This is a genomic window from Enterobacteriaceae bacterium ESL0689, from assembly GCA_029433525.1.
Lineage (GTDB): Bacteria > Pseudomonadota > Gammaproteobacteria > Enterobacterales > Enterobacteriaceae > JAQTIF01.
In genome coordinates this window covers 748,517-771,852 of record JAQTIF010000002.1, presented here as the reverse complement: position 1 = coordinate 771,852, position 23,336 = coordinate 748,517, and the positions used below count along the sequence as shown (strand labels likewise).

Sequence of the window (23,336 nt, the reverse complement as noted above, 5' to 3'; positions counted from 1 at the left end):
TTATTGCCTCAGCAGATCCACCAGCCGCGCCACGTTACCGCGTACAGACAGCAGCGAAATCAAAACTAACAGATTGGCCAGGACAATCGGCCACGAGGATTGTGGATAAATTCCACACAGATAGGCCAGCGGAACACTACCGTAGGCCACCAGTATTGTGCCCGCCAGCCGGGAGATCCACAGGCGGTGACGGCTGGTTTCACTACGCCGGTAAAACAGCAGCGTGATAATTACACCCGTGCAGAGCAGCGAGTTAATTGTTGCGGTCACGTCAGTAATCACCTGTTTCCTCCCCGGCGCGTAATCAGCGCCACCAGTGAGCTGATATCCTGACTGTTAACAAACGCCAGGATTTTTACCGCCAGCGCAGCAATAATCACCGCTGCGAGCGCATCCAGTGGTTTATCGCTGTAGCCCGTCCAGGTCGCCAGTTTTGACCCCAGCAACCCGGCACACAGCACACCGGCAATAAACGACACGACAAAATAGGCCACACGACGAACGGCACTCAGATCTGCGGCTGACGCGATATAGAACACCGCACCCGCAAACGCGCCAAAAACCACACCGTAATCGGTGCCGGTCAGCAGCCCGTACAGACTGGCACCCGTGAGCGCACCTCCGGCTAACGTAGTACCGGATACAGGATCGGACACTATAACCTCCTGGTTATTGATAAAATCTCTCAGGCTGATAAATCTGCGAACCGGTTAACGAACTGAATCGACACCGGCAAAAACGAACATCAATTAAACTGTTTTTCATATTTTTTATGAAAAAATGCTTGCAAAGCGTTCCCCCTGTTTGGTATAGTTATTTCACAGCAAGACAAGAGCACTACACAGACAAATAACCAAACAAGAGGACTACAAAATGACTACAATCACTATCAACACCTACGATCCAGAAGCCCGTTTCGATATGGACGCTAACGAAGCTAAAAAATTCTTCGATTACGTTAAAGAACAGGCTATTGCGGCTGGATACGACGTTGAATACGCTTCAGACATCCAGGTTGACGAAGAAAGCGAACGTTTCACAGAAACCTGTTTCCAGAATTACTAAAAAATATGCCCCACTCCGGTGGGGCTTTTAACCACAGGAATCATCACCGTGAACAACACAGAAAAACTGATTGCAGTCGGTGAATTACTCTACGGAAAAAACTGGCAGTCACCAGCAGCCCGTGCGCTGGGGATCTCTTACCGTACAATCCGTAATTACGTATCGGGGAAAACTGTCCCGGCTCGTATTTCGTCCCGCCTGTTATATGCGCTACGGGACGAAACAGAAAAAATTCAGGCGGCGGCTGACCTGGTTAACAGTGACAGGATCACCCGTAACGAAATGACGACTGAAAAAATAACCGAAATTACTGACCGGTATAATTTCCCTGACTGGCAGAGTAAACAGGCAGCGATTGACGAAATCAGGAACGCGGTTTCTGACGAAAACTGGATATCCGATTTTGAAGAAATCGCCAGAAAATGGGCCAATGCTGATAAACAGCAATAAACACAGGAGTGATTTATGCTGGATTTAAAACGCGATCCGTGGATCTTAATCCGCGACAGGAACTATAACAGCCGTCACGTTACTCTGGCAGAGGCCAGAAATCTGCCGGTTAACGCGATTGACTATCTGCACGCCGAAATCAATTTTGCCACCCTGATGCTGTTGATCGCACTGGGGAACCACCCGGACGGAGAGACGGAATATCTCAACACGGATAAGGCCGTTAGCGACAATGACCGACACCCGATAGCTAAAATATTTATTAACAGTCCAGGACATAAAACCATCAAACGCAACGGTGATTTTTTCCTGAAACGCGATCGTTTGCCTGCTGCCGTCTGTCCGTGCTGCTACCCGGCTGTCGCCTGGGCGTACACTCAGCTGGTCGGGGCTGGAGGGCGCGGTTACAGTCCGGGTCGTGCCTCAAACAGAAATCTGTATATCGTTGACGCTGAAACTGTCGGCGAACTGATTACCCGCAATCAGTTACCCACAACACCGGAAACCCTGGCCTGTTATTTTTCCTCTCCCCTGGAAACCCTGACCTGTTATTTTCCTCTCGTTTACCTGAAACCGGTTCACTCAGGAAAATCCTGTCAGTGTCAGATTTGCGGTAAAACGGATAACTGCTATTCAGAAATCCACGTCAGGCCAGTTAAACAGGATTACATGAATAACCCGCACGCCAGCACAGAGCGCAGCGGGAATCAGGCGTCGTTTCCGGGCTGGAAAACGGAGTTTTACGCAATAGCAAATATCGCTGACGCAGAATACTCCACCCCGCCGCAGGTTATCGCGCGTAACGCTGTAGAGGGTGACAGAGTGCGTTTCTTAGGGCTGGATAACCCACAGGGTAAACTATTTAACCTGAGTCTGTTCTCATTCCATATACCTCCCCGCTGGCAGTGGACAGGTAACGTCCGGGTTTTTCATGATGTTGTCCAGAAACTGTACGCAGCTATACACGGGGGCAGGAGTTTTAACGGCGGCGATTACGAAAAAGCGGCGAACGAAATCGGCACTTTATCCAGCTCGATTCTGGAACGCGGAATGTCGCCAGAAGGCGAGGCGGGTACAGAAGCGCTTGATAACGTGCTGGCCATGCCGTCAGTCTTTGGTGACGCGCCAATAAAAACGCAGCGCAATTACGCACTGACCCGGAAATATTTTGGCAACCTGCACAACGCGGGTATCCGGTGGCGGGAAATTTACCGAGAGTTAACCGGAACGCCGCCGACAGGGCTCGACGAGGCAACAACGCAGTTTTACCGTGACGTCTGTAAGGAAACTTACAAAAAGGCGATCCCTGAAAAAAAAGCTAAAAAGCGGGGCAGCCCCAAAAAAACAGCCACACAGAAATAATGTAAAAACCTGCCTGAAAGGGCAGGTTACATCATTTATTGCGTAAAATATGATTTATATCAAGTTTTATTATATTTGTACCCAAAAACACTTTACATTTATATCTGATAGCCTTATTATATCTTCATTGAAACAAAACACACCAACCGATAAAAGGACATAAAAATGAGCAAAATTAAATCAGCAGGTTTTGTTGTTGTACAGGAAGGTTATGCCATTTCTGGTACTGGTAAAACTAAAAATGAAGCAATCGAAGACGCTAAAGAATGGACTTTAGGAAATATTGCTGGTCTTGATATTCACCCGGCAACTCAGGCACTGATTGACCTGGTTGATTCAGAAGGCGGTCTGTATATCACCTGGGAGTATATCGACGGTGTAGCATGCACAAAACAGGAAGCCGAATCTCTGGAAGTAGCGGAATAATTCATGCCCCTGAGTGAATACATTAATATAAATTACGGCGGATCACAGTCCGCCTTTGCCAGAGCCGCAGGAGTGAGACGTCAGCAGGTGACTGAGTGGATCAACAAAGATTTTATTGTTGTCAATCATATTCTGTACAGCCCGCGTCGGAATATTCCCCTGCCGGGATAAACGCAGAACTGAATTTTAGATAGCGATCACATATCACACGTTATGGCGCTGAATCTGAAAAAAACTTATTGATTTACAACCATCATGGAGATATGTTTCTGGCATTCCCTGCGTTAGCAGGGATGAACCGATCAACACTGACCTTTTCAGTGAGATTTTTGTTCCCCACGTCAGTGGGGTTGAACCGGATGCAGCTAATTTTTTAGTTGTTCCCCGCGTCAGCGGGGTTGAACCGAATGCAACTAATCTTTTTTAGTTGTTCCAGATTGTTCCCCGCTTCGGCGGGGATACGCCGCTAGTTTTCCCGAATCTCCGCTACTGTCTGCTCAAATCTCTCTCGTTCCAGTTCAACACCAATACCCCGACGACCCAGTGCCAGTGCCGCCTTGAGCGTTGAACCTGAACCCATGAAAAAATCAGCCACTAAATCCCCCGGCCTGCTGCTGGCACTGATTATCTGCGTCAGCATTTCAGCCGGTTTCTCACAGGGGTGTTTGCCCGGATAAAACTGAACCGGCTTGTGTGTCCAGACGTCTGTGTAGGGAACGTTCACAGAAACAGAAAATGGACGCCGCAGGGTTTCAAATTTCGCACAGAGTTCACGATAATTTTTGTTCAACGTATCGTATTCCCTGGATAGATCACTGTGTGGCGTGCCCAGTATTCCCGCCTGGTGTTTTTCTGCTGCAACACGCTCAAACAGTTTTTGTAGTTTCAGATACTGCGTTTCGCCTGGCAACTGCCACTGACTGCTACCGAACCAGTGATTTGCCATTTGCGTTCCTGTCGCCTCATTGATCTGCTTTGCTGTAATTCCCAGCGATTCTCTGGCAGATCGGAAATAATCAATTAGCGGGGCGAATACAGTTTGTTTCAGCTCCGCACATTTTACAGCGTAGCTGTCGTTTTTGGGTCTGAATGGCCCTGTGTAGTGCTCCGCGAAAATCACGCGCTCAGTGGCGGGGAAATACGCACGCAGGCTCTCTTTATTAGAACCATTCCACCTTCCTGACGGTTTCGCCCAGATAATGTGATTCAGCACACTAAACCGCTGGCGCACCCGCAGTTCAATATCGGCTGATAATCTGTGACCACAGAACAGATAGAGACTGCCGGAGGGTTTCAGCACCCGCCAGAACTCAGCAAGAAATTTGTCAAGCCACGCCAGATATTCCGTCTCACTATCCCACTGATTGTCCCAGTTACAGGATTTAACACGGTAATACGGTGGATCGGTAACTATCAGATCAATGTGGTTATCGGGGAGGGTTTTGATAAAACTGAGTGAGTCAGAATTGACCAGCTTTATACTGTTTAAATTAACAGTAGTTTTCATTAGATCACAACGCCATTTTTTGATAGGCTCACTGATGCTGTAGTGCTATAGCGGTGGGCCCTGGTTTGCTTGTGATCCGTAGCATGAGCAGATGGCTGGCTGGGTGCGCTAACACCCGACCAGCCGCCCATTCCACAACTAATATACAGAAACGCAAAAGCCCCGATAAACGGGGCCTTTGGTTTTGGGTTTCAGTTTGCTTCTTATCGTTGCTTACACAACTCTGCAGAGCATATCAGCATTATCAACTTTTTTTACTCGTTTTCAAGCATTTCATTTAATTTTTTTTCATTCCGCTTTTTTAACAGTTTCCTGCCCGTGCGCCAGCCAATAACCCCACCAGCTATAGCTATCAGCGGGGTCCCAAAAAGCATGATTCCAAAATTTTTCATCATCTGATCTTCGCCCATAATGGGACCAACAAAAAAATGACAGAAGGAGGGATAGATAGCAAACCAGGGGGCCAGAAAACATACGATACCAAGAAAGGCAGAGAAGATCAGTTTAATGACTGTCATATTATTCTCCAGAACCAAACTTCTTTAGAATCGAAAAAATCACTATATCCACCAATCCAGTGCAAACCAAACTGGACACGGAAATAACTTATGTACGTTGTTAGACGTGTCCCATTCCACAGATCAATGTGATCACCAGAGCGGTTGGTAAACGACTCATTATTACGCTGCCAGTAGTCTTTAAAAAAATAATTCCTGTAGTGCCCCGTAATACTCTATCAAAATTTTCAACTGAAACTTTTACTGCCGGGAAGATACCAGGTAAGGGCTGACGTTTCAGCGCATTGACCAGTTCTTCCGCCCTGAGTATATGCCCGGCACTTTTCGGATGGTGCCAGCAAAATTGCGCCTGCAATTTCGTTACGTCATAACCACACTTTGCCAGTGCCGTACCCAGTCTGATAGCGCACTGATTTTCGAAACTTGCTCGTCCGTCTTTTAGTCTGCACGGATTTCCATCATCAAACAGCCCAGGATATGCATCCCAGAGAGCAGCAAAATTGAGTGCCATAACAATCCCCCAAATTCCATATTGGAGCTGCTTTAATAACCCTAATTATTCAGGAGATCAACTAACGGCATCCGCTAATAACAAAATTGTATAACCCAAAAATCACATATAAAAAACGGCTATATTACAGGCTTCATAGCCGCCTTCATCTCCAGAAAAACAGCACAGTTAAAGTGGCTGATACACCATCTGACGCGATCCTCCGCCTGTTTCCTCGTCAGCCACGGAGCTATTCCCTGTAAAAAACGGGCGATCTCACTGACACGTTTACGGCGACCGTAAAAATCAATTCCTACCAGATAAACAGGATCGTTTTTATCCAGTGCTGACAGGATGCACCGTTCGACAAAATCAGCGTCGTCATGCCGGGTCTGTTTTGCCAGTGAATCGGAAACAATTTTTTGCGGCCACAATATCCCGTTTGCCACAGTCAGTAATTCTGCCCCTCTGTAACCGATTTTGTGGAGTTTTTTGATTGTCTCCGTGATTCGCCTGGCCTCGTCGTCTGACCACTCAGAATCCTGAATACAACCCCAGAACCCCCGGTAAACAAGCGCCCGCTCCTCTGACGATTCCCCTCCGTAACACTCACCCCAGATATTGAGTAACGATTTTACCCAGGCACTCTGCACGGCGGTGATCGGTTTAAATTTTCCCAGCCAGCGTTTGCGTGGAGCCGCTGCCGCCTGTTCCAGCCCTGCCTGGCGTGCACGTCGTTGCCGTGGTGTCATTTTTATATCCTCTGATTTACGCCAGAACGCCCAGCTCGGTAACCGTCAAATCTAACCGCCCGTTTTTGACAACGGGCATTTTTTTAACTCTGTAATCAACAACCTGAGAATCGTCCAGCCAGAAACCAGCTTTAGTCAGTGCGTCAAACGCCGCTTTTTGCAGATTGTCCAGGTCACGGCGACGGCGATCAGGAACGTAACACTCGATTTTTATTTTCACCGGCGACGCTATCCCGATATCCAGCCGGGCGAGTCTGATTATTTCAGATACCCGGTTTCGGTAATTCTGCCCCTCTGTGCTGACGTGAGTACGCCCCCGGTTGTGCCGGTAATAGCGGTTGTTGCTCGGTGGCCACGGCAGGGTAACCCGATATTCGCTCATGATTTTATTAACCCCTCTCTGCGCCAGATTTCCTGTGTTCTCAATACACCCTCAGCATGAAACAGTCTCAGTTCCTCGCGGGTGTATTCAGTGGATTTCGTTCTGTCGTCTATCAGGTCGTGGCACGCACTACACGCAATAGCGGCCTGTAAATCGTCGGGTTTACAGGCGATACCACAGGTGCCCGCCAGTCGATAGTGGGCTAATACACTGGTTTCAGGATTGTGATTGCACGTACCCGGAATACGAACGGTACATTCGCGGCCACGCGCTGCGTTCCTGAGGTTGATCACTCGACTCATACAGCCACACTCCCGGATAAAATTTTTGCCCCAAAATTCATCAGTTCGTCACGTTCCACAGTTGTAAACCGGCAGTGCGTGCGCGGGTACGGGTGCCAGATCACCAGCAGCGAACCTTTATTGTTACCGTTTACTGGTTTACCGGTTTCCGGGTTAATAAATGACAGTCGTCCACCTGTAATAAACCGCACCTCACTGGCCGTCTGAATAGCCTCCCTGAACCAGCCAACCGAGGTATCAGCAGGCAACAGCGCGACGGTGCCGATTTGGTGATTTTTATTTTCCTCTGCCGCTTTGCGTATAAACGGGGCGATATTGCTGTAGGGTGGATTCAGCCAGACGTAACCTGTTTCCAGATAATCGCTCCACGGTGTGATCAGTGTGTTTTGTTCTGCGGTAATAAATTTGTGGCACAGTGCGTTATCAACAGCGGCGGCAGCGTCTAACTGGAATATAAATTCAGCGTTCAGCGCAGCGAATATCTCCAGTGGAGTTTGCCAGAGATTGCGCAGTGGTGTCGGGGTATTGCTGCCACCAAAACAGGGGCGAGCCTGAATAGCTTCTGCTGTGCTGTTTACTGGTAGTACAGCGGCAATGCGCTGGCCGAGCCAGCGCATGACCGGCACAGCCATACTATTGCCGATCGCTTTGTAACGCGGCCCATCCGGACAATCAACCGCATCTTGACCTCTCCAGGGGATCTGTGTGTGGTTATCCGGGAATCCCTGCAACCGCTCACACTCAACGGGGGTCAGGCGGCGAACCCGCGCGTTAGCAACAACGCCGTGAATATCGGTTTTTGTGAGGGTATAACAGATTTCCTGGTTATATCCGGTTCCGTTGCCGCCGTTACAGGGGGATCGTCCGATAGTATTTCCAGCCAACGCTATTGCTGGTGGCTGCCCGCTATTTGCGTGGCTGGTGTTGTGATTGCCCGCACGAATCGTAGGCGAGAGATTTTCTATTGCGTCACCTCCATCGTCTTTATAGCTGAACGAAATACAGGCGTTTTCCTGCCCGTAATTCCTCCCCAGCGTGTGCGCCAGTTCGCGGCTGGTGTCGGGGTCTTGCGTTCCGTGTACAGCAAACGTTTCTGTGTCAAAATCCAGCCTCACACCGTGGGCTGTACACGCAGTTGCCACGTCAATACTTCCGCTCGTATTGCCCCCGCCGTAGGCCAGAACGTAGGTGTCTAAATCCTCAGCCACACTGTCGTTAGATTTCGCCAGTAACGTTCTGGCAATATCAGAATAGGTATCCGAAACCAGCCCGGAACCACGCTGAGAGAAAATTTCCTGATTACTCAGACCAATTCCACCAGTGTTATTCGACTGATTCAGGGTTGGGTGTGGGGCGGCTGGATTGCCCCAGTGGCTACCGCTATTAGCGCGTTTTCCAGTAGTGCCGGTAGTTTCCGTTTGCGTTTCGCGGCTCGGCGGAGTATCCCGGCGCACGCCGTCGCACTCAAATAGTATTTTGGCGGGATTGAGGTCTGTTCGAGCACTTGCGATAACAAACACACGGCGGCGTCGTTGGGCCACTCCGAAAAATTCAGCGTCGAGAACTCTCCAGGCAATATCTCGTTGGGGGCCAGACACACAACCCGCGTTTGTCCACCTGCCCCCTGGTGGCTGCAGTTCGTCGCGCTCTCCGGCCAGTCCCGCCAGGAAACAGCCGAACGCGTTATCTCTGCTGTTGAGGACGCCGGGGACGTTTTCCCAGACGATAACTGATTCTGGTTCCCCGCGTTCGCGGCGTTTTTTATCAATTTCATTGGCTAATTCCACGTAGGAGAGAGTTAACTGGCCACGGCTGTCGGCTAGTCCGTTGCGTAATCCGGCAATACTGAACGCCTGGCAGGGAGTGCCCCCCACCAGCACACCAGGGGCTTCGATTTGATTATCTGCAATCAGGGCGGCGACTTTCGTCATATCCCCCAGGTTGGCGACGTGCGGCCAGTGGTGAGCCAGTACCGCGGACGGAAACGGCTCAGTTTCAGCAAACCAGGCGGGTTCCCAGCCCAGCGATTCCCACGCAACGGACGCCGCCTCAATCCCACTACACACAGAACCGTATCTCACAGATCACCTCCGCAATAACGACCGGCCAGATTAAAATCCTCTACAGAATTCCCCGGTTTTCTGGCGTAGCCGATACAGAGGTTTTTCAGAAATACATAGCAATCACGCATATCTTCAGTCGCGGTTATTGAATCACACAGTTGCTGCCAGACCGTAGCAGCACGGCGATACAGGTGTTTTTCCCGCAGCTCAATTGCTGTCGTTTCCAGATCCAGTAGATCACTGGTATTTTTCCCCAGCAAATACCGCTCAAGAGCACCCTCGCCTGCGACGAAATAGATGTATCTCCCGGTGTTGATACAGATAATCTCCCCGTGTTTTTCGAGCTGATAAATCGCGCTGTCCACCTCTGAAAACGACAGCTTTTTAAACTCACTAAAAATTTCACTTCTCTTTGCACCAGGATTTTTCCTGATAAATTCAACGAGTTCAGATTTAATATTCCTCATGCGGCCAGCTCCAGTAATTGCATTGCCACGTTTTCAGCTTCCTGCTGTGACGGAAATTTGCGGCGCAGAATTGTGTTCCACAGGACGTTAAAAACAGATTTGTAAACCTCACGAAATCCTGTTTCGTCCAGACTGGCAAAACTGATTGAATTTGCCTCACGGCGGCGGGTGTTATCAGGCAGGATATATTCGGTGTAAAAACCAGCCTCAATTGTGGCCCAGCGGCGGAACGCCTCAAACGATTTAACGACAGCGTGACCGTCAGCCCGGTGTTGTGCCTCACGGCGGGTATATTCGCGCTCTGTTTCGTACAGGGTTTCGCCGTTGCCGACAATTGAGATTAAATAACGGATATAACCAGTCAGATACTGTTTTTCAGCCTGCGTGACAGTCCCGCCTGCTGGTGTCCAGTAGTCAAATCCGAGATTCAGGAGTGCAAAAAAACGTTTGTGGAACAGGTAGTTTCTGGCCTGCCTGACGTCGCAGTTGAGCCACACACCTGTTTTGATACGTTGCAAAAATTCGCTGGCCTCTGGCGTTGCCGGGGTCAGGGTTGTGGAATTGAGTTTTATCAGTTGAATCTGTGCCATCATGCGACCCCTTTAGACCTGTACGAGTCCCATGTGAATGACAACGTGCAACCTCCCCCTTCGTTCATGCGGTCAATAATACGTTCACCAATAAACGCGGATAACTCTTCTTTAGTCTGATTGCTGATCAGGATCGTGGGTTTCATTTGCTCATAGCGAGTATTAATAATTTCAAACAGAATTAACTTTTCAGCATCGCTTCCAAATTGAACACCTATTTCGTCGATAATCAGAAGATCGGGTTTTGTGAAATAGCAGATCACATCGTCTTCAGTACGGGTTGATCCTTTCGACCATGTTGCTTTGTATTCACGAGCAATCTTTAGTGCAGTGGTGAATATTGTTGGGCTTTGGTGTTCAGTAATTGCGACCCGTGCGATACCAAAGGCCAGATGATTTTTTCCCGTTCCGGGCTTTCCGCACATCACCAATCCCCCTCCTTTCTGTAACCGCTCAGGCCAGCGATTTGCGTATGCCTGACACACCTTTAAAACACGTTTGGCATCATTGTTAACTGGTTGATAGTTGTTGAGGGTGCAGAATAAAAACCTTCCTGGAATATTCAGAGTTTCCATCAGTTGATCGATGTTTCGTTGCCTGGCTGCGTCGTCGAGACGGATTTTTTCAGCCTGGAGATTTATAAGATCATCCCGCAGACAGGCAGGGCATTTGCTCGTTGTGCTCGGTATCTTGAACAGCTTTCCAGTGTAAACACGGGTTCGGCATTCGAATTCACCATGTTTTTCACAGTTCATTGTACTGATTGAAATTTCAGTATTTTCAATCAATGCTGGAGGATTGCTAAGTTCCTCAATTTGTTTTTCTAAATGCGCGATTTTTTCATCAAGTGTCATGATTAGTCTCTCGCCCAGTCAGGAATTTCAGTTTTGCCGTAGTCTTTCGCGGAAAAGTTTTCAGATCGTGACTTCGCCACAGATTGCGGCTGTGCAGGATGCGAGCAGCGTCCGAATTTAACGGCATTGCGTAACCAGGTATTCAGTGCCAGGTTCCAGTCTTTGTACGTTGAACCCTTTGAACGGTGGTAATCTGAAAACGCAGCCATTTCGGCCTGCAGATCAACACACAGCTCATTCGCCAGCCGTTGGTTGTTTTCAGTTGGCGTGAAATTTTCAGGGAACTGAGTGGCTCGTTTTTGTGATTTTTCAGATTTGCCAGAAATTTTCACAAGGGGGACTATAGGGGGTTTATTTATATTGTCTTTCTTGTCTTTTGTAATAGTGTCTTTTGTGTGTCCCCACTGTGGGGACAGCCCTGTCACTGTTTTGGTGACACTTTTTGTCACTACCGTGGGGACAGTGTCACCACTATGGTGACAGTCACTATTGTGGTGACACTTTGGCGCAGCTTTAGTATCCGGAATATCCCACTCATTCAGGTTTTTGTTTGGCCCGATTAATCCCCCCTCTGAGATGAGAACTTTCATTGCCAGTAACTCATTTTTTGCCGCGTTAACCTTCTGGCGCGGCAAATTAGTCAACTGCGCAATCTGGGAATCTGAAATGCGATCAACCTTTTTGTTGAACCCATAAGTTTTTCGGCAAACAGCATGAGCTACCTTAGCCTGGTTTTTAGTCAGGTTTGCGCCAATAAGCTCCTCGTATAACTCATTGGCGATGCGTGTATAGCCATCATCAAGCTCTGCCACGCGTGGCTCCTTAGGTGCCGCTTCAGGCACAGGAAATTTGATTATTTCTGCTGTATTTGTCATAATTATTCCTGTGAATTGTTCCAGTTATTCGTCTCAGAATTGCATGGTGACATGATCTGAATCCTCGGTTGCAGCCGGGGATTTTTTCTTTGTTAGCACCGCAGCAACCTCTCTTGCCAGCCTATCCATATCATCATCAACGACACCCCATTCCAGAACGGCCAACAGCATTGCCATTTTCGGTAACCAGTTTTCTTTCCAGCGGGTTATCTGCGCTTTATCGACGCCGATTTCTTTAGCTACGTTGTTGCCACCTTTCATGGCGATTCTGTTGAGCAACCATGACTCAATACGACGGGCATTGATCTTGTTGCGGTTAATTGAGTTTTCCATTTGTGATACTTCCTCTTGTGTTAGGACGCCTGTCAGGCGGCGTTGCTGTCGTCCGGTGACGGGAACAGCGTCGGTAAATCTGGGCGAATCTGATAAGCCTGAATTTCACCACCAGTTGCTTTCACGATGCAGTTCACATGCTCCGGAGAAACCTTTGCTTTGTTGTGTAGCCACTTGTAAACCGCCTGCTGCGACACTGCGCATGCGTCACCAAGGGCTTTTTGAGACCCGACGATGGTGATAGCGGTTTTAATAGTTAGGTTCATAACAACCTCCGTAGTGAATAAGAATGGATAATAAAACTATGGTTGTATTTAGTCAACAACCATTTTCGTTTGCTGAATTAAAACCACGGTTGTACATTTGATCTTATGAAAACGACACTCGCTGAAAGACTCAAAGAAGCACGCACTACGCGGGGCCTAACACAAAAGGCACTCGGGGATATGATTGGAGTTAGCCAGGCAGCTATTCAGAAAATTGAAACAGGCAAGGCGAACCAAACCACCAAGCTTGTGGAAATAGCTAATGCGCTCAGAGTTATGCCTGATTGGCTTAGCTCTGGAAAGGGAGAAATGCATAATGAGGGAAAGCAGCCAGAATTCGCTTTATCAGCTCAAGCAGTTTCAGACATATTCCGTGTCGATGTTCTCGACCTGGCTGTTAGTGCGGGACCAGGCTCATTTATGATTTCTGATTTTGTAGAAGTTCTGCATGCTATTGAGTTTACAACTGAGCACGCGCGCTCCCTCTTCGGTAATCGCTCTCAGCACGATGTGAAGGTAATGACTGTAGACGGTGACAGCATGTGCCCAACAATTCAGTCTGGTGATCGCCTCTTCTTTGATGTATCAGTGAGAAGTTTCAAGGTTGACGGAGTATACGCATTTGTCTTTGGGCAGCACTTTCATGTCAAGCGTCTGCAAATGCAGGGGCTCCAGTTAGCCGTGCTTTCAGATAACCCGGCATACAAAGACTGGTATGTTACTGAAGAAAACCAGGACCAGCTCTATATCATGGGGAAAGCCCTAATTCATGAGTCGATTGCTTACAACAAGCTTTAGCGCTGACCGAGAATGTGAAAATGTCATTGAATAGGTCTAATTGTCGGTAAAGTGGTGGCTTCTCAGTGGCTTGATGAGACGTTTTAGTAAGTCTGTGACAAGAGACTTTATACGCATCTAGATGCAGGAAATAAAAATAGCAGATCCCCACAATCCGCAACATCTCTGTTAACCATCGTCCCGATCACGTTCCCGGCTTCTTTGTGGCATTACTCCAACGTGTCGATGATGGCTTGCTGCGCTGCTAGCGACAATTCCATCATGAGGCCCCCCAGTTACATGAGCCATCATGTTGACCATTTCCAAATCCAGCACGCGACTCATTCTTGATATTTTTTCAAACATAGCACTCTCAAAAACAAAAATAAATTCCGTTTTAAAACAACCAAATAAAACTAATCCCACTTAAATAACAACTATTGTTGTTGACATTAAAACAACTATGGTTTTTAATAAGCTCATCCAAACAACGCATTAAAACGCGATAAGGCAAGGAAAGCCCACGAAGTAGCTACCGGCGAGCGTATGAAACACCGGGTGAATCGCGAGAAACACGGCACAACAGGAGACCTGTAATGACAACAGATAATCGAGCAATAAACGATGCCGTTGACTGGGGTGTCGATGGAAATGAAAACAAGGTTCTGTTTAGTGCATAACAAAATAGAGGGATGAAAATGGATTGCTCTTACGCTAATACTCCAATTGATGCTTTGATTTTTCTATTTAATCGACGCGGCTACGAATATTACTGCGATGGTGACGAACTTCCGTTGTGTGTAGAGGGTGAGTTTGGCGGCTACCGGATCTTCAACCAATATACAGGAGGAAGATGATAATGTTCTGCCGGATAGCCGCCCTTTTTAAATCTTTCATTTATTAAACTAAGGCAATTATTATGGATCATGAAAATATTGTCACTTACAAAGGTTTTAATAAAGATCTGACTTGTAGAGATTTCCAGTTTGAAATTGGCAAAACATATCACCATGAGGGAAATGTTGAGGTTTGCAACTCCGGATTTCATTCATGCGAATCGCCGTTTGATGTTTTTAATTATTATCCTCCTGCAATTAGCCGTTACGCAGAGGTAATAAATTCTGGCGATATTGATCGCGAATCAGATCGCGGTGACACTAAAATAGCCAGTGCCAGTATTACTATTACTGCTGAATTAACACTACCAGAATTTATTCAACGTGGGATTGAGTGGATTTGGAATAAAATTGATAAATCCCGTGAACAAAAGATCATGAATGGCAACCGGTCAGCAGCCACTAATACCGGTGACCAGTCAGCGGCCACCAATACCGGCTACCAGTCAGCGGCCACTAATACCGGCAACCGGTCAGCAGCCACTAATACCGGTGACCAGTCAGCGGCCACCAATACCGGCAACCGGTCAGCAGCCACTAATACCGGTGACCAGTCAGCGGCCACCAATACCGGCAACCGGTCAGCAGCCACTAATACCGGTGACCAGTCAGCGGCCACCAATACCGGCTACCAGTCAGCGGCCACTAATACCGGCAACCGGTCAGCAGCCACTAATACCGGTGACCAGTCAGCGGCCACCAATACCGGCAACCGGTCAGCAGCCACTAATACCGGCTACCAGTCAGCGGCAGAGGTCACCGGATCGCAGTCAATAGCAGCCTCATTTGGCATTGACGGCAAGGCCAGGGCTTCCTGTGGTAGTGCTATTATCCTCTGTTATCGTGATAACGACGGAAATTTAATTCACGTTCGTGCCAGTCTGGTAGGCGAAAACGATATTAAACCGGATACCTGGTATCGTCTGGACGAGAACGGCAATTTTGTGGAGGCTGAATAATGACACAGCCGCATAATACACAAACAGTTATCAGAAGCTGCGTTAAGCCTGGAATGTTAATAGCGCATGACGGGAAAACATATCGCGCTTCAGCAAATAAAAACGGAAAACTATATTTATTTAACCTGACAGAAACAAAACGAATTACTGATTGTTTTGTAGAGGTTTACATTAATTCTCACGGCGAACCTGTTATTAACTGATTTTCAAATCTGCATTGTAATTTTCATGCTATTACAGGCAGGTTATTTATCATCTTAAAAATAAGGTTTAATTAATATGAACTCATATATTAATTATGACAGAGCAGAAGATGCCGCATGGGATAGATATTATTCGCGCATTGATTATGATGATTCAGTATCAAAATTAGCACAGGAATTAGAAAACATACTAAAGCCATGTCATTTTGAATCTATGGTAAAAGAAAAACTCAAGTCACACTTAGAGAATATAAAAGCCATTTCTGAATCTTTTAATGATGATTGTGATTTTCAGGAAAAATTATCGGAATTTATCGTTTATATGAGTGAAGCAATTGCTCGTCGGCATGTGAATATTAACATTGAAGGAAAATAATTATGAGCACAGCACTTTTAACAATGGCGGGTAAGCTGGCTACACGTCTTGGCATGGATGCCGGGACAGATTTAATGAACACATTAAAAAATACAGCATTTAAAGGCGGCAACGTTACAGACGAACAATTCACAGCGCTATTAATTGTTGCTAATCAGTACGGGCTAAACCCCTGGACTAAAGAAATATATGCGTTCCCCGATAAAGGCGGGATTGTTCCGGTAGTGGGCGTGGACGGCTGGGCACGAATTATTAACGAACACCCGCAATTTGACGGAATGGAGTTTGCCTACGATAAAGACGAGGGCGCGTGCACCTGCAAAATTTACCGGAAAGACCGTAAACACCCGACTATCGTTACTGAATATATGGGCGAGTGTAAAAGGAATACCCAGCCCTGGCAATCACACCCGACCCGGATGTTGCGCCACAAAACACTGATTCAGTGCGCACGCCTGGCGTTTGGATTTGCGGGTATTTTTGACCAGGACGAGGCGGAGCGGGTTATTGAGGGGACAACTGCTGAAGTTCATGCAGGGCACGAATCAGACGAACGCCGCCCGGCACTTATAGCACAGGGCGAATCTGCCGCCAGACTTGGTGCCGTAAAATTTCAGGAGTTTTGGGTCGCGTTAAGTAATGAAGAAAAGCAAATTCTTGGCATGGCTGAAAAGCGCAGAATGTATGAAATAAGTCTGGCGATTGATAACGCCGCTCCGGTTAATACTCAAAATCAGGAGAAAGAATAATGGAACAGCACCAGAGAACACCTGAATGGTTCGCCGCACGCTGCGGCAAAGTTACCGCAAGCCGTCTTGGCGATATTATGGCAAAAACAAAATCTGGTTATTCAGCCAGTCGACAGAATTATATGGCGGAACTAATTTGCCAGCGACTGACAGGAAAACGCGAGGAGAGTTATTCAAATGCCGCAATGCAACGTGGCACTGAATTAGAGCCTGTAGCGCGTGAACTGTATTCGCTCAATGAGTTTGACGCTGTAATAACTGAAGTCGGCCTTATTGACCACCCTGTTATAGCTGGATTCGGTGCAAGCCCTGATGGGCTGGTTAATGATGACGGCCTGATTGAAATAAAGTGCCCCAACACCTGGACGCACCTGCAAACACTGAAAACAGAAGAGCCAAAACGGCAGTATTTATTGCAGATGCATGGACAAATGATGTGTACGGGGCGCAAATGGTGTGATTTTGTCAGTTATGATGATCGCCTCCCCCCTGATTTATCTTATTTCAAAAAGAAAATTTATTTCGATGATGAATTAGGGAAAGAAATTGAGAGTGAAGTAACAAAATTTCTTATGGAACTTGAAAAAGAAATTAACGAAATCAAACAACATAAACGCATGGTGAAATAAAATGGAAACCATCAGTGATTTTATCGTAAGTGCAATAGCGGTTATTTTAGTTATTGTTATATTATCCGCAATAACTATGGGCAGCACAATATTAATTGTAGGTAGTGCGATAATAGCGGCGGGTAGTTTTGTTTGTTATTTTATTTGCAGAGGTATTGCTTATATCAAAGAACGTGAAGAGGGATGTCTTAACAGGAGAGGTGCGGAATGAGAAAGTCACTAACCGCACGCTGTATCAGGCGCTGGCAGGTTGAATTTAAGCCTCTGTGTGATTCCGCTAAAAATCCGTACTGGTGTAAAAGGGATTTGCGCGGATATATCAAAGAATACGCACTAACGACTGCAACTATCATGACTGAAGATTTAGCAGAAAATAAAGCAAAACTTGATTTTTATGGTTCTGTTTTAAAATGGTCTCCAGAATTTAGTAATTATTTAGATAAAAACAGAGAGATATATTTAAGAGAAGCAAGAGAATATCTCAATAAAAATGCAACAACCGAAGAAATAGATGCCGCAATACATGATGAGCTGGAGACATGGGATGACTGATGCACCTGTAATTTTAGACGTATGCTGTGGCTCCCGCATGTTTTGGCATGATAAAAACGACTCGCGGGCAATATTCAGCGATATTCGAGCAGAGCAGTACACTCTCTGCGACGGGCGAAAACTGGTAATCAGCCCTGATATTATCGCAGATTTTAAATCGCTGCCGTTTGCTAATGCCAGTTTTCCGGTTGTCGTATTTGACCCGCCTCATCTTGTACGGGTTGGTGATAACGCATGGATGGGGAAGAAATATGGTCGCTTGAATAAAGATACATGGCGCGACGATTTACGGGCTGGATTTAAAGAAGCGTTTCGCGTTCTGCGTCCACAGGGTGTGCTGATTTTTAAGTGGAACGAAACGCAAATCCCTGTGAGCCAGATTCTCGCGCTGACTGACGAGAAACCTGTTATCACCCAACGAACAGGCAAAAACGACAAAACGCACTGGATTATTTTTGTAAAAAACTAACAAGCTGAGACGAATATTATGGGAAAAAATAACCAGTGGCATGAAAATAAAGAAAGAGAAGCTTACGAAAAATTCATTAAAAACCGTTTCGGCAATCTGATAGACAGATGTCGCTCTAAAAACGGCGACGGCGAGTATTTAGCCTGGGATATGCTGGTAGGCTGGCAGGTGTGGAAACAAGCGCGGAAAGAGGCAATCGCGGGAAACAAATTAATCCAGAGCGATAACGCATCAACGACAGATACAGCAAAACTATAATTGGCTTTGTTCAATTATAAATACAATAAAACACTAACACATTAAATAGATTGCGTAAGGATATTTAATGGAAGAAGAAGTATTAACCAGAGAGGAAGCTGCAAACTTCCTTAAGATTGACAAGGGCACGGTTGCCCAGTGGATAAAATCAGGTCGCCTTGCAGCTACCAGAGTAAATCCACACAAGAAAAAGAGCCCATACTTGATCTGCAAAACAGATTGTATTGCGGCAGTAAAGAACACGATCAACAATCAACCCGTGAATGCGGTTGATGTGCAGGAGGATAAAGCATGTCAATCAAACAACGTGCCGGTACGTGGCACTGTGACTTCGTTACGCCTGGTGGAGACAGAATTAGACGGTCTCTTGGGACAACGGACAAAAGGCAGGCGCAGGAACTCCACGATCAGCTAAAAGCTGAGGCGTGGCGGGTTGACAAAATGGGGGACTTTAAGCCGCGAACGTTCGATGAGGCGTGTGTCCGCTGGCTTAACGAAAAACAGCACAAGAAAAGCCTGGATGATGACAAAAGTCGAATTGGATTCTGGAGGATGCATTTCAAGGGGGTGGATTTATCATCAATCACAGAAGACAAGGTTTTGTCGGCGATGAGTTCAATGGTAAACAGGAGGCACAGAATGAACTGGGAGGCGAAAAGAGACAGCCTGTTGCGAAGAGGTAAATCTGTCCCTGAATTTAAGGACAAACCTGCATCAATGGCAACAAAGGCGACACACCTTGCGTTTATCCGGGCGTTGTTACGACGTGCGGCCAACGAATGGCGTTGGATAGCCAAAGCGCCGAACATCAAATGCCCGGTACCGAAAAACAAACGCATTCGCTGGCTAACTAAAGAGGAAGCTGCGAATCTTATCAGGGAACTCCCCGATCATATGAAGCCGGTTGTTATTTTTGCACTGGCTACAGGATTGCGTCGGTCGAATATTATCGATCTGGAGTGGTCACAAATTGATATGCAAAGGAAAGTCGCGTGGATTCACCCTGAGGAGGCAAAGGCAGGGCGGGCGATTGGGGTCGCCCTGAATGACTCAGCCTGCCGTGTACTACGCGGACAACTGGGAAAGCACAATCAATGGGTCTTTGTTCACACTGAATCATCCGTTCGCCCGGATGGAACGAGAACAAAGGCGGTACGCAAAATGCGGACTGACGCTAACACAGCGTGGCGGGCTGCGTTAAAACGAGCAGGAATAGAAAATTTCCGCTTCCATGACCTGAGACACACCTGGGCAAGCTGGCTTGTACAGTCCGGCGTGCCACTCAGTGCGCTACAGGAAATGGGCGGCTGGGAAAGTATTGAAATGGTACAACGTTACGCGCATTTAGCGCCAAACCACCTGACACAACACGCTAAACAGATCGATTCATTCCTGGCGGGGAATGGCACAAATATGGCACAAGCCGATTTTGTCGAACTGGTGAATATCGCGTGAACCCGCATGGTGACTGGTGCCGATAATAGGAGTCGAACCTACGACCTTCGCATTACGAATGCGCTGCTCTACCAACTGAGCTATATCGGCCTGGGGCGTTTCTGCCTGTGCGATGAACCGGAGCAAAGGTTAAAGCTAAGTGGGTGATGCGTCAATGGCCTTATGCGTCAACCGGCTACTTTTGCATCACTCACGGCATATTAATCGCGGATGGTATCGTCGCCGATCGCAATCCATTTATAGGTGGTTAATGCCTCCAGCCCCATTGGGCCCCGGGCGTGTAGCTTTTGGGTGCTGACAGCCACTTCAGCCCCGAGGCCAAACTGACCACCATCAGTAAAACGTGTTGAGGCGTTAATATACACTGCAGAAGAGTCCACTTCATTGATAAAGCGGTTAGCATGGCGCAAAGTTCGCGTCAGGATGGCATCGGAATGCTGAGTGCCGTGAGCGCGAATATGGGCGATAGCTTCATCAAGGCTGGCGACAATTTTAACGTTCAGATCCAGCGACAGATATTCATTATCATACTGTTCGGCTTTCACCGCTTCGACCCTGGCGGCTGCGGTTTGTAACAGCGGTAAAGCGATAGCGTCAGCATGTAACGTTACCCCATGTTCTGCCATTTTATGGCTTAGGGCTGGCAGGAAATCTGCGGCAATATTCTGCTGTATCAGCAACGTCTCAACGGCATTACAGGCGCTGGGGCGCTGGACTTTCGCGTTGACGATAATATTAAGCGCAGCGGCAATATCGGCGGATTCATCAATATAGATATGACATACGCCAATGCCACCGGTGATCACCGGGATGGTTGATTGCTCGCGGCACAGCTTGTGCAGTCCGGCCCCACCTCGCGGAATCAACATATCAATATATTTATCCATCTTCAGCATCGCGCTGACCAGGGCGCGATCGGGATTGTCAATCGACTGAACGGCAGCGGCCGGTAAACCACACGCCTGCAATGCTTGCTGGATCACCTTAACGGTGGCCGCATTGGTGCGCGAGGTCTCTTTGCCACCACGTAAAATAGCGGCATTGCCGGTTTTCAGGCACAGCGAGGCAACATCAACGGTGACGTTAGGTCGGGCTTCATAAATCACCCCGACAACGCCCAGTGGGACACGGCGACGCTCAATGCGCAGACCGCTATCCAGCAGCCCACCGTCGATCACCTGGCCGACCGGGTCAGCAAGATGACAAACCTGACGGACATCGCTGGCTATTGCGTGCAGGCGTTGCGGAGTGAGGGTCAGTCGGTCGATCAGCGCCGCATTTAAGCCATTAGCACGAGCTTGTGCGACATCATCCACATTGGCATGGAGAATAGCTTCACTTTGTTGTACGAGACCATCGGCAATCTTTTCCAAAACCCGATTTTTTTCGCGACAGGAGAGTTGTGCGAGTTGATAAGAAGCTTCTCTCGCCGCGATGCCCATTTTTTCCAGCATTTTCATTTCCTTAACGAATAATCATATCATCGCGATGGACCGCTACCGGGCCATATTCATAGCCCAGAATCGTATTAATTTGTTGTGAGTGTTTACCGGCAATGATCCGCAGCGCATCACTGTTATAGCGACTCACGCCGTGGGCAATATCCTGCCCTTCGTGGCTACGGATACGTATCACTTCACCGCGTGAGAAGTTACCCACGACCGTTTTGATGCCTTTCGGGAGCAGAGAGCTTCCTTTTTGTAAAATGGCGTGTGTGGCACCGGTATCAATCGTAATTTCTCCGGCCGGTGGCGCACCAAAGATCCAGCGTTTACGGTTTTCCAGCGGTGATGGCTGGGGATGAAAATGTGTCCCCGTCGCGAGATTGTTGATGGCGTCAGTAATGACGCCAGGACGGTTACCGGCAGCAATAATCGTGTCGATCCCTGCCCGACAAGCAACATCCGCCGCCTGTAATTTCGTGCCCATCCCGCCTGTGCCTAGTCCGGAAACGCTGTCACCGGCGATGGCGCGCAGGGTATCATCAATGCTATAGACATCCCGGATAAGTTCGGCTTGTGGATGGGAACGGGGATCAGCAGTAAACAGCCCCGGCTGGTCAGTTAACAACAGCAGTTTATCCGCATCGGCGAGGATGGCTGCCAGCGCTGAAAGGTTGTCATTATCGCCGACTTTTATTTCACTGGTCGCCACCGCATCATTTTCATTAATCACAGGCACAATATGGTTATCCAGCAACGCATGCAGGGTATCACGCGCGTTGAGAAAGCGTTCACGATCTTCCATATCTGCCCGGGTCAGCAACATCTGACCGATATGAATACCATAAATGGAAAATAGCTGTTCCCATAACTGAATAAGACGGCTCTGACCGACAGCGGCCAGCAGTTGTTTCGAGGCGATAGTCGCTGGTAGTTCCGGATAGCCAAGATGCTCTCGCCCGGCAGCAATAGCGCCGGATGTCACAATGACAATCCGATGACCTGCGCTATGCAGTTGCGCGCACTGGCGCACCAGTTCGACAATACGGGCACGATTCAGGCGGCGGGTGCCGCCGGTTAAAACACTGGTCCCCAGTTTTACCACCAGCGTCTGGTGATGATTCATAATTTTTTTGCCATTTATAAGAGTAGTAATATTAAATTAACGTTGTAACAGGACTCAGCCCACTTGCCAATGCGTTATTTTTCGCAACAGAGAATAAATTATTATCATTCATGCCGCATATCTTTTTCTGGCGCATGCGCCCTGTCGGCTGGAGATTATTGATCGTTAAATTTTTGCCGCCGTACAGTACCACGGCCAAATGTATATCATTGCCGAATACGGCGTAATCTGACTGATTATACCCACGCCAGAAAACCGGGAGAGCTGTTATTCTCAGAAAACACATCGATGATAAATCGAGGATAAATGACCAACAGGCGGCTTTTTTAGCTTATGGTAAGCAGGCACATAAAACCCACCTTATTCGTCAATCCGTCGCTGGCAGAATATTTTTACGGGGTATCCGGTGAGTTTGCTTTTTCTGTGGGCTCGGTCATCGCGAGACGATTTTCCAGTTGACTCATACGCTGTTCCAGTAAAGCCAGTTTTTCGCGGGTGCGCAGCAACACTTCAGTCTGCACATCAAACTCTTCACGGCTGACCAAATCCAGGCGGGTTAACTGGCTCTGAAGTATCTGACGGATCTTTTTCTCCATATCCTCACCAAAATCACGAAGACTTTTTGGGATAGATTCATGGATCTGGCGGGCGAGTTGCTCGATTTTTTTCGGGTCAATCATCATTACCTCTTACTTCAGCGCACAGTGATCAGTTAAGTGTAGTACCGATGATAATACCTTAAT

Annotated in this window: 33 protein-coding genes, 1 tRNA gene and 1 pseudogene; 15 read left to right on the top strand and 20 right to left on the bottom strand. The window is 47.7% G+C overall.

What is annotated here, in order from left to right; genetic code table 11:
- Together PT300_15480 and PT300_15475 are read right to left on the bottom strand one after the other, a co-directional pair.
- Positions 1-282 (bottom strand): phage holin family protein, encoded by a 282-nt coding sequence (locus tag PT300_15480; protein ID MDF7681902.1) that lies wholly within the window; start codon positions 280-282, stop codon positions 1-3.
- Positions 279-656, bottom strand: coding sequence for a phage holin family protein (locus PT300_15475; GenBank protein MDF7681901.1), 378 nt, complete (start codon positions 654-656; stop codon positions 279-281). The genes PT300_15480 and PT300_15475 overlap by 4 nt, the downstream gene beginning before the upstream one ends.
- 217 nt (positions 657-873) lie before the next feature.
- Here PT300_15475 and PT300_15470 point away from each other — a divergent pair, with 217 nt between their 5' ends.
- The 4 genes from PT300_15470 (at position 874) to PT300_15455 (ending at position 3,303) form a co-directional block, all read left to right on the top strand.
- Entirely contained in the window at positions 874-1,065 is a 192-nt protein-coding gene (locus tag PT300_15470; GenBank protein ID MDF7681900.1) for a hypothetical protein, read from the top strand.
- A 48-nt stretch (positions 1,066-1,113) separates the two neighbouring features.
- Positions 1,114-1,515 (top strand): hypothetical protein, encoded by a 402-nt coding sequence (locus PT300_15465; protein ID MDF7681899.1) that lies wholly within the window; start codon positions 1,114-1,116, stop codon positions 1,513-1,515.
- Between the two features lie 15 nt (positions 1,516-1,530).
- Positions 1,531-2,877: a hypothetical protein gene (locus PT300_15460; protein ID MDF7681898.1), complete on the top strand. Its 1,347-nt coding sequence runs from the start codon at positions 1,531-1,533 to the stop codon at positions 2,875-2,877.
- Positions 2,878-3,042: 165 nt separating this feature from the next.
- Complete coding sequence (locus tag PT300_15455) at positions 3,043-3,303, top strand: hypothetical protein (protein MDF7681897.1); 261 nt, start codon at positions 3,043-3,045, stop codon at positions 3,301-3,303.
- Positions 3,304-3,769: 466 nt separating this feature from the next.
- Here the strand turns inward: PT300_15455 and PT300_15450 are convergent, their stop codons facing one another.
- The 13 genes from PT300_15450 to PT300_15390 form a co-directional block, all read right to left on the bottom strand.
- Complete coding sequence (locus PT300_15450) at positions 3,770-4,810, bottom strand: site-specific DNA-methyltransferase (protein ID MDF7681896.1); 1,041 nt, start codon at positions 4,808-4,810, stop codon at positions 3,770-3,772.
- A gap of 254 nt (positions 4,811-5,064) precedes the next feature.
- A complete protein-coding gene (locus PT300_15445) occupies positions 5,065-5,328 on the bottom strand; it encodes a hypothetical protein (GenBank protein ID MDF7681895.1) in 264 nt (87 codons plus the stop codon).
- 100 nt (positions 5,329-5,428) lie between these two features.
- Positions 5,429-5,839 (bottom strand): T6SS effector amidase Tae4 family protein, encoded by a 411-nt coding sequence (locus tag PT300_15440; GenBank protein ID MDF7681894.1) that lies wholly within the window; start codon positions 5,837-5,839, stop codon positions 5,429-5,431.
- 119 nt (positions 5,840-5,958) lie between these two features.
- Positions 5,959-6,570: a hypothetical protein gene (locus PT300_15435; protein ID MDF7681893.1), complete on the bottom strand. Its 612-nt coding sequence runs from the start codon at positions 6,568-6,570 to the stop codon at positions 5,959-5,961.
- 16 nt (positions 6,571-6,586) lie between these two features.
- Entirely contained in the window at positions 6,587-6,952 is a 366-nt protein-coding gene (gene rusA / locus PT300_15430; protein ID MDF7681892.1) for a crossover junction endodeoxyribonuclease RusA, read from the bottom strand.
- Positions 6,949-7,245 (bottom strand): DUF1364 domain-containing protein, encoded by a 297-nt coding sequence (locus PT300_15425; protein MDF7681891.1) that lies wholly within the window; start codon positions 7,243-7,245, stop codon positions 6,949-6,951. The genes rusA and PT300_15425 overlap by 4 nt, the downstream gene beginning before the upstream one ends.
- Before the next feature lie 5 nt (positions 7,246-7,250).
- Entirely contained in the window at positions 7,251-9,335 is a 2,085-nt protein-coding gene (locus PT300_15420) for a phage N-6-adenine-methyltransferase (protein ID MDF7681890.1), read from the bottom strand.
- The gene (locus tag PT300_15415; protein ID MDF7681889.1) at positions 9,332-9,784 is read right to left on the bottom strand and encodes a hypothetical protein; all 453 of its coding nucleotides are present in this window, start codon (positions 9,782-9,784) and stop codon (positions 9,332-9,334) included. Before PT300_15415 ends, PT300_15420 begins: the two co-directional genes overlap by 4 nt.
- Positions 9,781-10,374 carry a DUF1367 family protein gene (locus PT300_15410; protein MDF7681888.1) on the bottom strand — a complete coding sequence of 198 codons (594 nt, stop codon included), beginning with the start codon at positions 10,372-10,374 and terminating at the stop codon, positions 9,781-9,783. The genes PT300_15415 and PT300_15410 overlap by 4 nt, the downstream gene beginning before the upstream one ends.
- A complete protein-coding gene (locus tag PT300_15405) occupies positions 10,374-11,228 on the bottom strand; it encodes an ATP-binding protein (protein MDF7681887.1) in 855 nt (284 codons plus the stop codon). Before PT300_15405 ends, PT300_15410 begins: the two co-directional genes overlap by 1 nt.
- 2 nt (positions 11,229-11,230) lie before the next feature.
- Entirely contained in the window at positions 11,231-12,103 is an 873-nt protein-coding gene (locus PT300_15400; protein ID MDF7681886.1) for a replication protein, read from the bottom strand.
- A 33-nt stretch (positions 12,104-12,136) separates the two neighbouring features.
- A complete protein-coding gene (locus PT300_15395) occupies positions 12,137-12,436 on the bottom strand; it encodes a CII family transcriptional regulator (protein MDF7681885.1) in 300 nt (99 codons plus the stop codon).
- A gap of 32 nt (positions 12,437-12,468) precedes the next feature.
- Positions 12,469-12,702 (bottom strand): helix-turn-helix domain-containing protein, encoded by a 234-nt coding sequence (locus tag PT300_15390; protein ID MDF7681884.1) that lies wholly within the window; start codon positions 12,700-12,702, stop codon positions 12,469-12,471.
- A 105-nt stretch (positions 12,703-12,807) separates the two neighbouring features.
- On the opposite strand from PT300_15390, the gene PT300_15385 reads away from it, so the two are divergent.
- Positions 12,808-13,500, top strand: coding sequence for a helix-turn-helix transcriptional regulator (locus PT300_15385; GenBank protein MDF7681883.1), 693 nt, complete (start codon positions 12,808-12,810; stop codon positions 13,498-13,500).
- A 168-nt stretch (positions 13,501-13,668) separates the two neighbouring features.
- On the opposite strand, the gene PT300_15380 is transcribed toward PT300_15385, so the two are convergent.
- On the bottom strand, positions 13,669-13,905 hold the full coding sequence (locus tag PT300_15380; protein MDF7681882.1) for a hypothetical protein: 237 nt from the start codon (positions 13,903-13,905) through the stop codon (positions 13,669-13,671).
- A 493-nt stretch (positions 13,906-14,398) separates the two neighbouring features.
- Here PT300_15380 and PT300_15375 point away from each other — a divergent pair, with 493 nt between their 5' ends.
- From PT300_15375 to PT300_15330, 10 genes and pseudogenes are all read left to right on the top strand, one after another.
- Positions 14,399-15,334: a hypothetical protein gene (locus PT300_15375; protein MDF7681881.1), complete on the top strand. Its 936-nt coding sequence runs from the start codon at positions 14,399-14,401 to the stop codon at positions 15,332-15,334.
- A gap of 279 nt (positions 15,335-15,613) precedes the next feature.
- Positions 15,614-15,913 carry a host-nuclease inhibitor Gam family protein gene (locus tag PT300_15370; protein MDF7681880.1) on the top strand — a complete coding sequence of 100 codons (300 nt, stop codon included), beginning with the start codon at positions 15,614-15,616 and terminating at the stop codon, positions 15,911-15,913.
- 2 nt (positions 15,914-15,915) lie between these two features.
- Positions 15,916-16,662 (top strand): recombinase RecT, encoded by a 747-nt coding sequence (locus tag PT300_15365; GenBank protein ID MDF7681879.1) that lies wholly within the window; start codon positions 15,916-15,918, stop codon positions 16,660-16,662.
- Positions 16,662-17,291, top strand: coding sequence for a YqaJ viral recombinase family protein (locus tag PT300_15360; GenBank protein ID MDF7681878.1), 630 nt, complete (start codon positions 16,662-16,664; stop codon positions 17,289-17,291). The genes PT300_15365 and PT300_15360 overlap by 1 nt, the downstream gene beginning before the upstream one ends.
- A 1-nt stretch (position 17,292) precedes the next feature.
- Positions 17,293-17,502 (top strand): hypothetical protein, encoded by a 210-nt coding sequence (locus PT300_15355; protein ID MDF7681877.1) that lies wholly within the window; start codon positions 17,293-17,295, stop codon positions 17,500-17,502.
- Positions 17,499-17,843, top strand: a complete 345-nt coding sequence (locus tag PT300_15350; protein MDF7681876.1) for a hypothetical protein — start codon at positions 17,499-17,501, stop codon at positions 17,841-17,843. The genes PT300_15355 and PT300_15350 overlap by 4 nt, the downstream gene beginning before the upstream one ends.
- Positions 17,836-18,312, top strand: a complete 477-nt coding sequence (locus tag PT300_15345) for a class I SAM-dependent methyltransferase (protein ID MDF7681875.1) — start codon at positions 17,836-17,838, stop codon at positions 18,310-18,312. The genes PT300_15350 and PT300_15345 overlap by 8 nt, the downstream gene beginning before the upstream one ends.
- 51 nt (positions 18,313-18,363) lie before the next feature.
- A pseudogene (locus PT300_15340) lies at positions 18,364-18,570 on the top strand (hypothetical protein).
- A gap of 67 nt (positions 18,571-18,637) precedes the next feature.
- Positions 18,638-18,985 (top strand): helix-turn-helix domain-containing protein, encoded by a 348-nt coding sequence (locus PT300_15335; GenBank protein ID MDF7681874.1) that lies wholly within the window; start codon positions 18,638-18,640, stop codon positions 18,983-18,985.
- Entirely contained in the window at positions 18,868-20,025 is a 1,158-nt protein-coding gene (locus PT300_15330; protein MDF7681873.1) for a site-specific integrase, read from the top strand. Before PT300_15335 ends, PT300_15330 begins: the two co-directional genes overlap by 118 nt.
- 14 nt (positions 20,026-20,039) lie before the next feature.
- Here the strand turns inward: PT300_15330 and PT300_15325 are convergent.
- The 4 genes from PT300_15325 to PT300_15310 form a co-directional block, all read right to left on the bottom strand.
- A tRNA-Thr gene (locus PT300_15325) sits at positions 20,040-20,115 on the bottom strand.
- A gap of 110 nt (positions 20,116-20,225) precedes the next feature.
- Positions 20,226-21,479, bottom strand: a complete 1,254-nt coding sequence (gene proA / locus PT300_15320) for a glutamate-5-semialdehyde dehydrogenase (GenBank protein ID MDF7681872.1) — start codon at positions 21,477-21,479, stop codon at positions 20,226-20,228.
- 10 nt (positions 21,480-21,489) lie between these two features.
- Entirely contained in the window at positions 21,490-22,593 is a 1,104-nt protein-coding gene (proB, locus tag PT300_15315) for a glutamate 5-kinase (GenBank protein ID MDF7681871.1), read from the bottom strand.
- Between the two features lie 392 nt (positions 22,594-22,985).
- The gene (locus PT300_15310; protein MDF7681870.1) at positions 22,986-23,273 is read right to left on the bottom strand and encodes an accessory factor UbiK family protein; all 288 of its coding nucleotides are present in this window, start codon (positions 23,271-23,273) and stop codon (positions 22,986-22,988) included.
- Positions 23,274-23,336 lie beyond the last annotated feature (63 nt).